At 63.9% G+C, this 14,520-nt stretch carries 14 protein-coding genes; 5 read left to right on the top strand and 9 right to left on the bottom strand.

The window, feature by feature from the left end:
* Together QRN54_RS18235 and QRN54_RS18230 are read left to right on the top strand one after the other, a co-directional pair.
* Positions 1-1,578 (top strand): alpha-(1->6)-mannopyranosyltransferase A, encoded by a 1,578-nt coding sequence (locus tag QRN54_RS18235; protein ID WP_285182736.1) that lies wholly within the window; start codon positions 1-3, stop codon positions 1,576-1,578.
* Positions 1,579-1,588: 10 nt separating this feature from the next.
* Entirely contained in the window at positions 1,589-2,533 is a 945-nt protein-coding gene (locus QRN54_RS18230) for a phytoene/squalene synthase family protein (RefSeq protein WP_285182735.1), read from the top strand.
* A 20-nt stretch (positions 2,534-2,553) separates the two neighbouring features.
* On the opposite strand, the gene QRN54_RS18225 is transcribed toward QRN54_RS18230, so the two are convergent.
* Positions 2,554-2,922, bottom strand: a complete 369-nt coding sequence (locus QRN54_RS18225; protein WP_020969869.1) for an Rv2175c family DNA-binding protein — start codon at positions 2,920-2,922, stop codon at positions 2,554-2,556.
* A gap of 334 nt (positions 2,923-3,256) precedes the next feature.
* Between QRN54_RS18225 and pknB the strand changes: the two genes are divergently transcribed.
* Both pknB and QRN54_RS18215 read left to right on the top strand, forming a co-directional pair.
* Positions 3,257-5,320 carry a Stk1 family PASTA domain-containing Ser/Thr kinase gene (pknB, locus tag QRN54_RS18220; RefSeq protein ID WP_285182734.1) on the top strand — a complete coding sequence of 688 codons (2,064 nt, stop codon included), beginning with the start codon at positions 3,257-3,259 and terminating at the stop codon, positions 5,318-5,320.
* Positions 5,321-5,347: 27 nt separating this feature from the next.
* The gene (locus QRN54_RS18215) at positions 5,348-5,776 is read left to right on the top strand and encodes a protein-tyrosine phosphatase family protein (RefSeq protein ID WP_003941706.1); all 429 of its coding nucleotides are present in this window, start codon (positions 5,348-5,350) and stop codon (positions 5,774-5,776) included.
* Positions 5,777-5,859: 83 nt separating this feature from the next.
* Here the strand turns inward: QRN54_RS18215 and QRN54_RS18210 are convergent, their stop codons facing one another.
* The 8 genes from QRN54_RS18210 to QRN54_RS18175 all read right to left on the bottom strand — a co-directional run bounded on the left by QRN54_RS18210 (position 5,860) and on the right by QRN54_RS18175 (position 12,490).
* On the bottom strand, positions 5,860-7,245 hold the full coding sequence (locus QRN54_RS18210) for a class II 3-deoxy-7-phosphoheptulonate synthase (RefSeq protein WP_007730070.1): 1,386 nt from the start codon (positions 7,243-7,245) through the stop codon (positions 5,860-5,862).
* A gap of 90 nt (positions 7,246-7,335) precedes the next feature.
* Positions 7,336-7,827, bottom strand: coding sequence for a polyadenylate-specific 3'-exoribonuclease AS (locus QRN54_RS18205; RefSeq protein ID WP_003941683.1), 492 nt, complete (start codon positions 7,825-7,827; stop codon positions 7,336-7,338).
* Between the two features lie 66 nt (positions 7,828-7,893).
* Positions 7,894-8,700, bottom strand: coding sequence for a lysophospholipid acyltransferase family protein (locus QRN54_RS18200; protein ID WP_047270098.1), 807 nt, complete (start codon positions 8,698-8,700; stop codon positions 7,894-7,896).
* Positions 8,701-8,794: 94 nt separating this feature from the next.
* Entirely contained in the window at positions 8,795-9,835 is a 1,041-nt protein-coding gene (locus QRN54_RS18195) for an ROK family protein (protein ID WP_020969875.1), read from the bottom strand.
* Between the two features lie 124 nt (positions 9,836-9,959).
* The gene (locus QRN54_RS18190; RefSeq protein ID WP_007730069.1) at positions 9,960-10,355 is read right to left on the bottom strand and encodes a hypothetical protein; all 396 of its coding nucleotides are present in this window, start codon (positions 10,353-10,355) and stop codon (positions 9,960-9,962) included.
* Positions 10,352-11,602, bottom strand: a complete 1,251-nt coding sequence (locus tag QRN54_RS18185) for an ArsA family ATPase (RefSeq protein ID WP_285182733.1) — start codon at positions 11,600-11,602, stop codon at positions 10,352-10,354. The genes QRN54_RS18190 and QRN54_RS18185 overlap by 4 nt, the downstream gene beginning before the upstream one ends.
* Positions 11,603-12,040 carry an SRPBCC family protein gene (locus tag QRN54_RS18180; protein WP_003941701.1) on the bottom strand — a complete coding sequence of 146 codons (438 nt, stop codon included), beginning with the start codon at positions 12,038-12,040 and terminating at the stop codon, positions 11,603-11,605.
* 63 nt (positions 12,041-12,103) lie between these two features.
* Positions 12,104-12,490, bottom strand: coding sequence for an SRPBCC family protein (locus tag QRN54_RS18175; RefSeq protein ID WP_003941776.1), 387 nt, complete (start codon positions 12,488-12,490; stop codon positions 12,104-12,106).
* Positions 12,491-12,649: 159 nt separating this feature from the next.
* Between QRN54_RS18175 and QRN54_RS18170 the strand changes: the two genes are divergently transcribed.
* Positions 12,650-14,461 carry an AMP-dependent synthetase/ligase gene (locus QRN54_RS18170; protein WP_047887999.1) on the top strand — a complete coding sequence of 604 codons (1,812 nt, stop codon included), beginning with the start codon at positions 12,650-12,652 and terminating at the stop codon, positions 14,459-14,461.
* Positions 14,462-14,520 lie beyond the last annotated feature (59 nt).

Here is a 14,520-nt window from a genome sequence, read left to right as displayed (position 1 = left end):
ATGACGTCCTCTGCCGCAGCCACTGAAAGACCGTGGCACCTAAGGGCCGCCAATTTCCTTCGGACTCCCGAAGGTCACAGTGCACTGCTCGGTTTCTTCGGCGCAGTCATGATCACTTTCGGCGGATTCGGTGCCGGTAGCGTCCGGCGCCAAGATCCGCTGCTCGAGTCGATGTATCTGTCCTGGCTCCGTTTCGGCCACGGATCGATTCTGTCGGCGGCCATCGTCTGGATCGGTGTCCTGTGCATGATCGCCGCCTGGGTTCGACTGGGCCGCTCGACTCTGCGCGGTGACGTCTCGTTGCGCGGATTGCGCTACGTCGTCCCGGTCTGGACGTTTCCGCTGCTGTTCGCGGTGCCCATGTTCAGCCGTGACGCCTACTCCTACCTGGCGCAAGGCGCGTTGTTGCGCAACGGCTTCGACCCGTATGCCGTCGGCCCCGTCGTCAATCCGGGAATCCTGCTCGACAACGTCTCCAACGTGTGGACGACGACAACTACCCCGTACGGTCCGGTTCACCTTCTCCTTGCCGACGCCATCGTTCGGCTGACCGGTGAGAACGTCATCGCCGGCACGATGCTGTTGCGGATCACGATGCTCCCCGGACTCGCCCTGATGATGTGGGCCGTTCCCCATCTCGCGACGAAGCTCGGCGGAAACACCTCGATCGCCCTGTGGCTCGCAGTACTCAATCCCCTCGTCCTGATCCACCTGATCGGCGGCGTTCACAACGAGATGCTCATGGTCGGCCTCATGGCCGCAGGCATTGCGCTCGCTCTCGAACGCAAGCACCTCTTCGGCATCGGGCTGATCGCGCTCGCCGTCGCGATCAAGGCAACCGCAGGCGTCGCACTTCCCTTCATAGTCTGGATCTGGATGATCCACGAGCGGGAGGACGCCGCAGCGGCCGGGCGAGAACCGGCGTCACCGATCCGATCGTTCGTCAAAACGGCCGGCGCAGGTTTCGCGGTGTTCGTGGCGGTACTCGGATCCACCTCACTGATCGCCGGAGTCGGCCTCGGCTGGACGACGGCACTCTCCGGTTCGGCAAAGATCATCAACTGGCTCTCGCTGCCCACGATCGTGGCGCACATCGGAACCATGGCAACCTCCTGGTTCGCCGGCGACCATTTCAACGACATCCTCGAAGTCTCCCGGACCATCTCGGCGGTTGTGTTGATCGCGATCATCGCCGTCGTGTGGTGGCGCTACCGCAAGACCGAGCGCGACGCCGTCATGGGCATCGTGATCGTGATGGTCGCCATCGTCGTTCTGTCCCCCGCAGCACTCCCCTGGTACTACTCCTGGCCACTGGCAGTAGCTGCCGGTTTCGCAATGTCGCCGACGACTCTCGCCGTACTGACCGGGCTGTCCACCTGGCTGATGCTGGTGTTCCAGCCGGACGGATCGATCGGCCTGTACACCTTCCCGCACGTGGCTCTGGCCATCGTCGCTGCCGTGATCGCGGCGATGTCCTTGCAGACGGAAGACCCACTGCGACTTCGTGGACGCAAACACGAGAAACCGATCGAAATGACGTCAGCCGCCTCGGCGCCCTCGACGTCAGGATCTGCGTGATCCGCGTGTCATGAACGCACTGTCTGCGTCCTATGAATTCTGCGAGGGCGTGACGAGGGAACACGGCCGAACGTACTTTCTGGCCACCCGGTTGTTGCCCGTACCTCGACGCCGCGCAGTTCACGCGCTCTACGCATTTGCTCGCGTCGTCGACGACATCGTGGACGAACCCTCGGGTCCGCATGAACGAGGCACGGTGCTCGCCGACGTCGAACGTGCAGCCGTCAACGCACTCGACAACCCCACTGCGACAGGTGGCTTCCCGTCGACGGTTCCCCTCGACCTGACACGCGTACTCCCGGCCTTCGCGGATGCTGTGAAGACGTTCGACATCCCGCGCGCATATTTCGACGCCTTCTTCGAGTCCATGCGGATGGACGCCCCCGACACGGCGAAGTTTCGACCCGTTTACAACACGATGGACGAACTCAGCGAGTACATGTACGGCTCCGCCGTCGTCATCGGTTTGCAGATGCTCCCGATTCTCGGAGTGAGCGTTCCGCAGCAGGAAGCTGTAGTGCCCGCGTCGAATCTCGGTGAGGCGTTTCAGCTGACCAACTTCATCCGCGACGTCGGTGAAGACCTCGACCGGGGACGTCTGTATCTACCGGCGGGCGAGTTCGCCGCATTCGGGGTCGACATCGAGATGCTCGAGCACGGGCGCAGAACCGGAACGGTGGACGTTCGGGTCAAGCGCGCGCTGGCACACTTCATTGCCGTGACGCGGGGGCGGTATCGGTCTGCCGAATCTGGCATCCCGATGCTCGATCGGCGGGTCCAGCCGTCGATCCGCACGGCTTTCGTGTTGTACGGAGCAATTCTCGACCAGGTCGAGCGCGCCGACTTCCGGATACTGCATCGACGTGTGTCCGTTCCAGGACGCACGCGACTTCGAGTCGCTGCGCCGGGTCTGGTCCGGTCGGCAACCTACGCGGCGAAAAACCGCATGCGGTGAGTTGTCAGAAGGCCGGCAGCTCAGAAAGCCATGGCCTGCGCGCGGCGGATGACCTCACGCGCGAGATCACCATGCAGTGCGTCCACCGGGCGCCCCGGCAGGGAATCGTCGGCCAGGAACAACCAGCGGAGGATTTCGATGTCGGTGTAACCGCCGTCGTGCAGCACCGCCAGCAGACCGGGCAGCCACTTGACGATCTGGCCGTCCTCGCCGAAGAACACTTCGGGGACACCGAGAACGCCATGCCGCTTGACTGCGATGATCTTGTGATCGCGAAGCAACTGGTGAACCTTGCTCACCGGCAACCCGACGTTCTTCGCCACATCCACCAGCTGGAACAGGGAAACCGAAGAATCCAGGACATCATCACAATAAGGAATCGCGCTCACCGCGAGAAGTTTATCCGGTCCGGCGAGCCCGCTGTGTACCGCCCGGTGCAGTGCTCGAAACTGCCGCTCCGCTCAGGTCACAGCGCTCTGTGACGTTCTCGAGACTTCCGCGTCGGTATCGCTGGCTACGATGGACGGGATGCGGCGTATCAGTAACCGGGATTTCGCGGTGGATGTAAATGGGTGCCCTCACTGCGGGAACCGGTACGCGGTATACAACCACCCACATTGCTGACAGCTACCACCCAGACCGCAAGCAGACAGATCACAAGCACGCAGATCACAAGCACGCAGATCGCAAGCACGGAGGAACAGTCATTACGGAGGTCGAGGGTTGATCGGCGAAATGCTCGAGCGCCGCTATCGAGTGGACGCACCGATCGCGCGCGGCGGTATGTCGACCGTGTATCGAGGCCTCGATACACGGTTGGATCGACCTGTCGCGATCAAGGTGATGGACCCGCAATTCGCCGGCGATCCAGCGTTCCTGACTCGTTTCGAGTTCGAGGCCCGGGCCGTGGCCCGACTCAAGCATCCGGCCCTTGTGGCCGTCTACGACCAAGGCAGCGATCGCAATCACGTGTTCCTCGTGATGGAACTCGTCGACGGTGGAACCTTGCGTGAACTCCTTCGTGAGCGCGGACCGATGCCGCCACACGCAGTCGCTGCAGTCGTGGCACCTGTCCTGGACGCGTTGGCGGTGGCGCATCGAGCGGGACTGGTTCACCGTGACGTCAAACCCGAGAACATCTTGATCTCGGACACCGGCGAAGTGAAGATCGCCGACTTCGGATTGGTGCGTGCAGCTGCGGCAGCAACCACCACCTCCAACAGCGTGATCCTCGGCACCGCGGCCTATCTGTCGCCGGAACAGGTGACGTCAGGAATTGCCGACACTCGAAGCGACGTCTACTCGACCGGCGTGTTGATGTTCGAACTTCTCACCGGTACAACACCGTTCACCGGCGATACGTCACTCTCCATCGCCTACCAACGCATCCACCACGATGTCCCGCGCCCAGGTTCACGTATCCCCGGTGTACCGGCGCAGTTCGATCGTCTGGTCGCCGAAGCCACTCACCGCGAGCCCGCACATCGTTTCGCCGACGCCGGTGAGATGGCAGCTGCACTTCGCAGTGTGAGCGAGCAACTGGAACTTCCGTCATACCGCGTTCCCGCTCCGCGTCGAAGCGCCCAGCACCAGAGCGCGCAAGTTGCCCCGGCCCGGCCACAACCGGCGCCTGCGCCTCCCACGGAGGTACATCCGAACTCTGCTGCGCGACCGAACCCCGCTGCCACGACGGTATTGGCATCCGGCGTGGCCCCGGCTGTGGCAGCCACCACGGCGCTCGGCACGGGCTCTCCTCCCCCTGGCGGTATCCAGCACACTCGCGCGGTCACCACACAAACTGCTCGTCCGGCGACGGTCGACGGCGACTCGGATTTCGACGACGGTTCCGATTTCGGCGACGACCACCCGGGGCACGACGATCCGCATGCTCATTTTGTCGAGGCACGACGCAAATCGCGACGAGCCACCCTGATCTGGCTGCTCGTCATCGCGGTCCTCGCGCTCACGTTGGGCTTCGGCGGATGGTGGATGGGCTCGGGCCGCTATACAGCTGTTCCCTCGATCGACGGGCTGACCAAGGACACTGCGGTCACCGCTCTGCAGGACGCCGGGCTCTCCCCCGACGTCCAGGGTCAGTACTCCGACGCCCAACCCATCGACACGGTGATCGGGACAGACCCGGCCTCCGGCTCGAGGGTCACCAAAGGCTCGACCGTGGCGTTACTGACTTCGCTCGGGCGTCCGACTGTCCCGCCCATTCCGGCCGGCGGCGACGTCTCGGCCCTGGGCGCACAACTCGCCGACCGCACTCTCGTCGCGGTCGACGGCGGGGACACATTCAGCTCCAAGATCCCGATCGGCGGCGTGGCCGCGCTCGACCCGGCACCGGGAACCGAAGTTGCCGTGGGCTCCTCGGTCAAGGTCATCACATCCAAAGGGTCACCGCCCGTGGACATTCCCGATGTGAAGGGCATGTCCGAGAACGCTGCGCGCGCCGCCCTCGACAAGGTAGGCATCTCAGTCAGCACCACCAGAACAACGTTCGACGACGCCGTCGAGGGCGGAGGCGTGATCGGCACCGATCCCGCAGTCGGGTCCTCCGTCAACGCCGGCACCTCCGTGGTTCTGCTCATCTCCGACTCCGTCAAGGTTCCCTCGCTGATCGGCCGCTCCGTCTCTTCAGCACGCGAAGAACTCGGCCGCCTCGGCCTCGAGATCACCGTGCGTCAGCTCACCCAGAACGACAGCTCGGTCATCATCAGCCAGAGCGTCAAGAACGACCTCGTTGCCAAGGGCACCGACATCAGCGTCGTCGCAATTCCCTGACAGTCCGCTTCGGCCTAATCTGAATTCATGGCCACGTGGGAACCCGAGAGCATTGGGATACTCGACTTGCCGTCGGGGAGATCGATTCGGGGTCGAGGACTCCGCAATCCACTTCCTTCCGGACCTCTCCCCACCTTCGGCGTCTATCTGACCGGTAAAGAACCTCCCGACACCGAGTGGGAGTCGGAGTGGGTCCGCTGGCGAGATTTCTGGTTGCCGAGCGATCCCGATGCGCTGCGCAGGGCCTTGCACGAAGTGTGGGTGCGCTCGGAAACCGAAAGAGTCGAGATCGCGTGCGGTGGTGGATACGGCCGCACCGGAACAGCGTTGGCCGCTCTTGCCGTCATGGACGGAGTGCCCAGTAAGGACGCCACCGCGTACGTTCGCGCACGTTACTCACCTCGCGCCGTCGAAATGCCCTGGCAGCGCCGATTCGTCACACGATTCACGCAATAGCGAACGCCCCCACCTGCGCGAGCGGGTGAGGGCGTTTGCCGAAAATCTATGCCGGCGCGAATCAGCTTCGGCGAAGCAGGGTTTCAGCCTCGCAGCATCTCGGCCACGAGGAACGCGAGCTCCAACGACTGTTGGGTGTTCAATCGGGGGTCGCACGCCGTCTCGTAGCGACCGCCGAGATCGAGGTCGGAGATGTCCTGCGCGCCGCCGAGGCACTCGGTGACGTTCTCACCGGTCAGCTCGACGTGGATGCCACCCGGATGCGTGCCGAGACCGTTGTGGACCTCGAAGAATCCCTGGACCTCGTCGACGATGCGGTCGAAGTGGCGCGTCTTGTACCCGGTGGAGGCTTCGTGGGTGTTGCCGTGCATCGGATCGCACTGCCAGATGACCTGGTGACCGGTGGCTTGGACCTTCTCGATGATCGCCGGCAGCAGGTCGCGGACCTTGCCGTTGCCCATGCGCGAGATCAGAGTCAGACGACCTGGCTTGTTGGTGGGGTCGAGACGCTCGACGTATTCCACCGCCATTTCCGGCGTCGTGCTCGGGCCGATCTTGAGGCCGATCGGGTTGGACACCAACTCGGCGAAGGCGATGTGCGCGCCGTCGAGCTGACGAGTGCGGTCACCGATCCAGAGGAAGTGAGCCGACAGGTCGTAGAGCTTGGGGTGATCGCTGTCGTTGTCGAGACGCAGCATCGCGCGCTCGTAGTCGAGAACCAGGGCCTCGTGGCTGGCAAAGATCTGTGCCTGGTGCAGGCTCGGATCGGTGACGCCACACGCGTTCATGAACTGCAGGCCGCGGTCGATCTCGGCTGCCAGTTGCTCGTAGCGTGCGCCCGCGGGCGACGCTGCGACGAATTCGCGGTTCCAATCGTGCACCTTGTGCAGGTCGGCCATGCCGGCGCCGGTGAGTGCGCGAACCAGGTTCATCGCGGCGCTGGCGTTGGCGTATGCACGCACCAGTCGCGAAGGATCGTGGGCGCGGACTGCCTCGTCGGCGACGAGCGAGTTGATCATGTCGCCGCGGTAGGACTTCAGACCCAACGAGTCGATGTCGGCCGAGCGCGGTTTTGCGTACTGGCCGGCGATGCGAGCGACCTTGACGACCGGCATCGAGGAACCGTAGGTGAGCACGACGGCCATCTGCAGCAACGTGCGGATGTTTCCCTTGATGTGCGGCTCGGTGTTGTCCGCGAAGGTCTCGGCGCAGTCACCGCCCTGGAGCAGAAATGCCTCACCACGCGCGACCTGCGCGAGACGCTCTTGCAGCGCCTCGACTTCGCTGGCCACCGTGATGGGAGGCACGCTCTCGAGCACAGTCCGCATGGCGGCCGCCTGGTCAGCGGGCCACGAGGGCTGCTGAGCAGCGGGCTTCGCGAGCGCCTCGTCGAGCTGCTTACGCAGTCCGGCAGGCAGCGGCGGGAGTTCGGGCAAGCGGTCGATCGGCACGTCGACAGTCCAGTTCACCTCTACAGGATATTCGCTCGCTCGTCGACGCGTCACACAGGCTCTCGATCGCAGCCCAATCGGAACACTTCCCGCGCACCGAAACCTGGGTCAGCGAAGTGACCGTGCAGCCGAAATGGCGTCGAACTTCACGAGGTTGTGCCTGGCGTCGGCAAGTGCGTCGTGTGCGTCGGCGGGCGCCGACGGGAGGGCAGGACTGCCGTTGTCTTCCCAGAACTGTCGGAGTTCGCGGGTGTACCGCGGCATCGACTGCGGTAGTTCCGTCATGTCGCCCCACAACTGGCACAGCGCGACGTGGTCGTAGGCGGCGACCCACGCCCAGAGCTCCGGAACCACCATCGGCCGCGGAACGAAGAATTTCAGAAGATCGTCGCGGATCTTCTCGCGTGATTTCCACAGCGGCGACGAAGGCTGCGGCAACTTCGGCAGCACGTTCTTGCGCACCCAACTACCTGCACGGGCGGGATCGAACTCCGTCGAAACCGCGTAGTACTCTCGGCCGTCCTCACAGACAACGCCGATGGACACGAGATCGATGGTTCGACCGTCTTCGATGAATTCACAGTCGTAGAAGTAGCGCACGTCCGAAAACTATGCCGCACGCGCAGGCTCTGGAGCCAATGCGCGTGCGGCCGGTGTGGGAAATCTCTAGCTGGCTTGTGCGTCCGGGAGCGAATCCTTGTCGGTCTTCGCGGATTCCTTCGACTCGGCCGAGGCCACGAGATCGACAACCGACTCGCTGCCTTCCGCCGGAACGTCGACGGCAGCTTCGGGTTTCGTGGGCGCCTGGTTCTTGAGGCTCGCCGCGTAGATGTCCACGTACTCCTGGCCGGAGAGTTTCATCAACTTGTACATCACCTCGTCGGTCACAGCGCGCTCGACGAAGCGGTTTCCGCCCATGCCTTCGAAGCGGGAGAAATCGATGGGTTCGCCGACGATCACGGTGACCTTGGCGGGACGCCACATCCGTGAGCCGATCGGATTCATCTTGTCGGTGCCGACCATCGCTACCGGGATCACCTTGACGCCCGATTCAAGTGCGAGGCGCGCCATTCCGGTCTTGCCTTTGTAGAGGCGACCGTCAGGCGAGCGCGTCCCCTCGGGGTAGATACCCAGCAGGCTGCCCGAACCGAGGACCTTGAGACCGGCGTTGAGTGCATCCTGCGCCGCGTCTGCACCGGTTCGGTCGATGGGGACCTGACCGACCGCGGTGAAGAACCACTTCTGGAAAGCGCCCTTCAGACCGGAACCGGTGAAGTACTCACTCTTGGCAAGGAACGTGATGCGGCGGTTGACGCGAAGCGGAAGGTAGAACGAGTCCAGAACCGCCTGGTGATTGCTGGCCAGAATGGCCGCCCCGTCAGTCGGAATGTTCTCGTGACCCTTGACCGTCGGACGCCCGAGCAGCCAGAGAATCGGCCCCAGCAACACATACTTGAAGAGCCAATACCACACGGCGTCCCTCCCATTCACAGCTGAATTTCGCTGAGTACGACCTTACTGCCGACCGGTAACCCCCGCTACACACGCCCCTGCAGGATCGACCCGATCACAGTCCGGCAGACGTGGTTCCAGCGCCGTCGACCCCACCGAGATCCTGAGGCACTACCGATCGGGCCAAAGCGGCGGCGCCGACCATGCCCGCAGCTTCGCCCAGCTGAGCGGAACGGATGCGGGCCAGTGGGCGGTGCTTCGCCCCGGTCAACAATGTCGCGTATTGCTCGCGGGCGTCGTCGAGAAACAGTGGGGCAGAACTCGCGACGCCGCCGGCGATCACGACCAGATCGGGATCGTAGACGTCACCGACCATGGCCAGACCCACGGCCAGCCAACGGGTGAACTCGGCGATCGTTGCCAGCGCGAGTGGGTCACCGTCCTGCGCGGCGTTGGCGATCCGGCGACCGGTGAGCGAACCAGGATCCACCGCTACCTCACGCGCCAGGACCGTCGACGCGGCCGGGTCGGCGGCAAGCAGTTCGATTGCCGTGTCGACGAGCGCCGTTCCGCTGCAATAGCGCTCCCAACACCCACGTTTGCCACACGCGCACTGACGCCCGCCCGGAACGACCTGGATGTGGCCCAGTTCGGGAGCGACTCCGTGACTCCCCCGGTACAGCTCACCGTTGATCAGCAGCGCTCCACCGATTCCGGTCCCGATCGCCACCATCACGACATTGCGGCCACCTGCGGCCGCGCCGAATCGGTGCTCCGCGAACGCCGCCGCATTGGCGTCGTGTTCGAGAACGACCGGCAAGCCGAGCCGCTTGCTCAAGTCACTTCCGACCGGCGCGTCCACCCACGGCAAGTGCGGAGCGAACCGAACCGAGCTTCGATCGGAGGTGATGAAGCCGGCGACCGCCAACCCCACGGCCGATACCTCGTGCCTGGTGACCAATTCGCGCACGACGCGATCGAGACCGTCTTCGAGTGCCCTGGCCGACTGCGGGGTCGGGGCTTGAATCATCTCGAGCACTTGTCCGTCGACGTCCACGACGGAGGCCCTGATACTCGTCCCGCCGACGTCGATGCCGACCGTCAAGATGTCGTCCATGGTGGAGTCGGAGACCGCTTTCAAGCGGCGCGCGCTCATCGCGACGATTCCCGCGCGAGCGGCGTCCGCTGGAGTGCGCACCCTGAATCGGTGCCTCGTGCGTCGGTGACCATTGTGTCGATTGTGCTCATCTCGGGCCGTTCGCTCTACCCGGGGTACTGAGTCAGTCCTTGACCGTCACGTTGATCGGGACAAATGCCGCCGTGCGAGTTCGCTCCGCACCTGGCGTCGTCGGACCGCCTTCGGGTCCACGATCGGGGCCTGACGGCCCCCCGAGAAACTCGTCGAGAATCTCACGAAGCAACGCAAGGAATGCTGCTGCTTGACCCGCGAGGAATGCCAACAGTTCGTGGTGCTCACCGCGAACCAGTGCGGCGAGGGCGCACACCGGACACCAGCTGCAGCCGGTGAACACCGGCTGCGTGTCCGTGGACGCCGAGTCACTCGCAACGTCGGCCGTCGCTGCTGCGGCCTTCTGCAGCACCGGTTCCAGGCGCGTCAGAACGGTTTCCGCCAGCGCGCGAAACTCCGCGACGAGGCGCTCGTGCTCTTCGCTCATACCGGCCACACCGCGGGATCCGGGCTGAACCGGATGATCAGGTAACTGCCGTCCAACTCCGCCCCGTTCACGACACAACGACGCAGCACCGACGCCAAACGAACTCTGCGTCGTACGCCGTCTGCTCCCACCAGCACATCGTCCTCCACCCGGCCCAACGACAACGACGACGGATCCACGAGCGGAAGGTACATCCGCATCACGTACACCGAATCGACTCCGGTCCCGGACTCCAACGACACCACGATGTTGTCCGCGGTACCGACGGTGCCCGAATCCGTGCCCGTTCCACCCTCGAACGTGGCCGCGATCTCGCCCAGAGCGGCCAACCCTACCGGTTCGGCGCAAGCGCGTTCGACCGTTGTGACGGACATTCCATCGGTTGATCCACGCAGTTCGTCCACGACGAGTGCCTGAGCCGCCCGGATCGACGCGAGCCACTGCGCCGCCGGTGAATCGTCGACACCCTTTCCGGCGGACGAGTTGAACTGCGGGACAAGGTTGTTGACCACAATCCCGTCAACTCGCAACCCGGCCAGAGCCAGCCCGGACAACGTCCGACGAGTCGCCGCGACCGACACGCCGTCGGCCGACGTCACCACACGCACGCCGGTGTTCTCCCGATCCGAGAGGTGAACCGCGATCCGATCCACCGACGCGAGCACGCGTTCGACGACGGACACGAGCAGGAGCAGCCGCATGTCCGTACCTGTCACAGCGACCATCCGCCTGTGCCGCGGCCACAATCGCTCGAGATACTCCGACACCATCGACGGCGAGCCGAGTATCCGCAGCGCTTCGGCTGCGGCCGGACAGTCCACGATCACGACGTCGTAGTCGCCGCTGTCCGAGAAGTCGACGATCTCGGCGAGCCCGAGCATGTCTTGGATGCCCAGGGATCCCGTCAACTCTTCCGGTTCCAAGCCCTCGAACGACGAACCGTGTTCGTGATCTCCCGCTCCGAAAGTTCCTGCAGCGTCGATCAACCCCGACAATCCTCGGAACTTGTCCTCGAGGAGCGCTGACGTGTCGAGTTGCCGGACGTCGAGACGCTCGGTGAGAGATGTGGTCGTTCGCGGATTCGGCACGCCCAGGACGTCTGCAAGAGAACCTGCCTGATCGATCGACACGAGCAGCACTCTCGCCCCATCGGTCGCAGCCGACACAGCAGTCGCTGCGGCAAGCGTCGTCGTGCCTACTCCGCCTTTACCGACGAACAGTTGGACGCGCGATCGTTGCTCCGGCACTCAGCCCTCGACTCGCTTCTTCAGTTCCTTCAGAGCTGTGTCGGTGATGATCTTCTCGGCCTTGCGCTTGAACAGTCCGATCATCGGAATCGTCAGGTCGACCGTCAACTCGTAGGTGACCGACGTGGTGCCGTTCGGGCCGGGCTCGAGTGTGTACGAACCGAATTGGGACTTCTGAATCTCGCCCGAGATCAGCTCCCAACTCACCGCCATACCGTCCGGTGCCCACGAATACTGCAGTTCGTAGGTGTCCTTCACCATCCCCGCGTCGAGGACGAAACGTACTCGGTCCGCGCGGCCGCCCTGTCCCGGCGCCGTCACCTCGACGGACTTCGCCGCGGCCACCCACTCGGGGTACCGCTCGAAATCGGCGATGACGTCCATCACGGCGTCGGCAGGAGCGTCGATGCTGATCAACCCCTTGGTCTTCTCGGCCATACGACTGCGCTACCTTCCTTCGTCAAAAGTCCAGAACCTGCACAACGTGCAGTGCTTCGATTATCAGTCCGGTGCTACTCCGGCGGCACGTCCCGCTTCGAGTTCGCGTTTGAGCTGGAACGACATGACCTTGCCATCGACCCGACGCTTGCGGTTCATCCCGGCGAGGTCGAGGGTCGCCAGATCGGACGGCGATACGCCGACCGGCTCACAGTGCAGGAAGTAGTGCGCGATCGTCCCGTCCATGACCGGTTCGAGCCACACCTCCATGGTGCCGACCAGCTGACCTGACACTCCCCAACGGAATCCTGCGGGACCGCGATCTTCCCGGACTTCGAGCTCAAGATCACTGAACCAGCGACGCCACTGCGCGCGCGAGGACAACAGTTCGGCGACCCGCTCGGGCGGGGCGGCGATGAAAGTCTGGTCTGCGACCTGAATGCTGCTCACCGAAGTAGCTTCACATATCGCGTCCGCGAAGCGTCGAGGGGTGTCGCAACACTACATACCGGACAGACTGTAAGCCTGGCCACAACTGCGTCGGACATGCGACTACAGTAGGAGACGAAAACCCTACTCGTCAGTATTTCGCAGTGTCGGAGGTATTTCGTGCCTGAGTTCAGCGCACCCCAGACGTTCACCATTCCCGAGGATGCCTCCGCGGTCGACTCGGTCTTCGCCTTCGCGAAGACGAAGCCGGCGGCGGTTGTCTACAAGCGCAAAGTCGGAAATGCATGGGTCGATGTCACTGCAGGCGATTTCGCCGCTCAGGTGACTGCCGTCGCCAAGGGCCTCATCGCGATCGGCGTCAAGCAGGGCGACCGCGTCGGCCTCATGTCGGCGACGCGTTTCGAATGGCCGCTCGTCGACTACGCCATCTGGGCAGCCGGTGGCGTGACGGTTCCGATCTACGAAACCTCCGCAGCCGAGCAGGTTCGTTGGATTCTCGAGGACTCCGAAGCAATCGACCTCATCGTCGAGAACGACACTCACGCCGCGACCGTGAAGGACGTCGCTGCAGCCGCACCCGCGCTGCGCACGGTCTACCAGATCGATGCCGCGGCGGGCGGTAAGGGTGTCGTCGAGGAATTGACCGCACTGGGCGCCGACATCTCCGACGAGGACGTCCACGCCCGCGTCGCGGCACTGAAGGCATCCGATCCCGCGACCCTGATCTACACGTCGGGCACCACGGGCCGACCCAAGGGCTGCCAGCTGACGCACTCCAACCTGATTGCCGAGTCGAAGGGCATCCTCGACTCCAACCTCGGCACGCTGCTCAAGACTCCTGGCGTCCGCACGCTGATGTTCTTGCCGCTCGCGCACGTTCTCGCTCGCGCAGTCAGCATCGCGTCGTTCGACGCCGGTGCAGCGCTGGGGCACACGAGTGACATCCCGAACCTCGTTCCGACGTTCGGCGAGTTCAAGCCCGACTTCATCCTCTCGGTGCCGCGCGTGTTCGAGAAGGTCTACAACAGCGCACGCGCCAAGGCGCACGGCGACGGCAAGGGAAAGATCTTCGACGCGGCCGCAGACACCGCCGTCGCGTGGAGCGAGGCGCAGGACAAGGGCGGCGCCGGCATCGTTCTCAAGGCCAAGCACGCTCTCTTCGACAAGCTCGTGTACTCGAAGCTGCGCGCAGCGCTCGGCGGGCAGTGCCAGCTGGCCATTTCCGGTGGTGCACCTCTGGGCGCTCGACTCGGCCACTTCTTCCGCGGTATCGGCGTCACGATCTACGAGGGCTACGGACTGACCGAAACCACCGCGGCCTTCGCCGTCAACACCATCGGCGCACAGAAGGTCGGTTCTGTCGGAAAGCCGTTGGCCGGCAACTCCGTTCGTATCGCAGAAGACGGCGAAATCCTCCTCTCGGGACCGGTGGTCTTCACCGGCTACTGGCGCAACGAGAAGGCCACCGCCGAGTCGATCGAGAACGGCTGGTTCCACACCGGCGACCTCGGCACCGTCGACAAGGACGGCTACATCACCATCACCGGCCGCAAGAAGGAAATCATCGTCACGGCAGGCGGCAAGAACGTCTCCCCCGCTCAGCTCGAAGATTCCCTTCGCGCGCACCCGCTGATCAGCCAGGCCATCGTGGTCGGCGACCAGAAGCCTTTCATCGGCGCCCTCATCACCATCGACGCCGAAGCTCTCCCCGCCTGGAACGAGCGCAACAACAAGGCCGCAGGAACCACAGCGGCCGACCTGGTTTCGGACGGCGAACTGGTCGGCGAAATCCAGGACGCCATCGACGAGGCCAACAAGCTCGTCTCACACGCCGAGGCGATCAAGAAGTTCCGCATTCTTCCGGTCGACTTCTCCGAGGACACAGGCGAACTCACGCCCACGATGAAGCTCAAGCGCAACGTCGTGCACGAGAGCTTTGCCGCCGACATCGAAAAGATCTACGCCAAGTAGTCTTTCGCCGATCAGTCCTCTGCCGACACGAACGTGCCGACATGAACGGCCCGCACCGA

The organism is Rhodococcus sp. MEB032 (genome assembly GCF_030208925.1).
In the GTDB taxonomy this organism is placed as follows: domain Bacteria; phylum Actinomycetota; class Actinomycetes; order Mycobacteriales; family Mycobacteriaceae; genus Rhodococcus_F; species Rhodococcus_F qingshengii.
Note: the sequence above shows the minus strand (reverse complement) of the source record. Positions and strands in the feature narration are given on the sequence as shown.

Coding starts and splice junctions, on each gene's coding strand:
- QRN54_RS18180 (WP_003941701.1), bottom strand. CDS start 12,040: ATGGCCGAGAAGACCAAGGGGTTGATCAGCATCGACGCTCCTGCCGAC.
- QRN54_RS18190 (WP_007730069.1), bottom strand. CDS start 10,355: ATGAGCGAAGAGCACGAGCGCCTCGTCGCGGAGTTTCGCGCGCTGGCG.
- QRN54_RS18230 (WP_285182735.1), top strand. CDS start 1,589: ATGAACGCACTGTCTGCGTCCTATGAATTCTGCGAGGGCGTGACGAGG.
- QRN54_RS18215 (WP_003941706.1), top strand. CDS start 5,348: ATGGCCACGTGGGAACCCGAGAGCATTGGGATACTCGACTTGCCGTCG.
- QRN54_RS18235 (WP_285182736.1), top strand. CDS start 1: ATGACGTCCTCTGCCGCAGCCACTGAAAGACCGTGGCACCTAAGGGCC.
- QRN54_RS18195 (WP_020969875.1), bottom strand. CDS start 9,835: ATGAGCGCGCGCCGCTTGAAAGCGGTCTCCGACTCCACCATGGACGAC.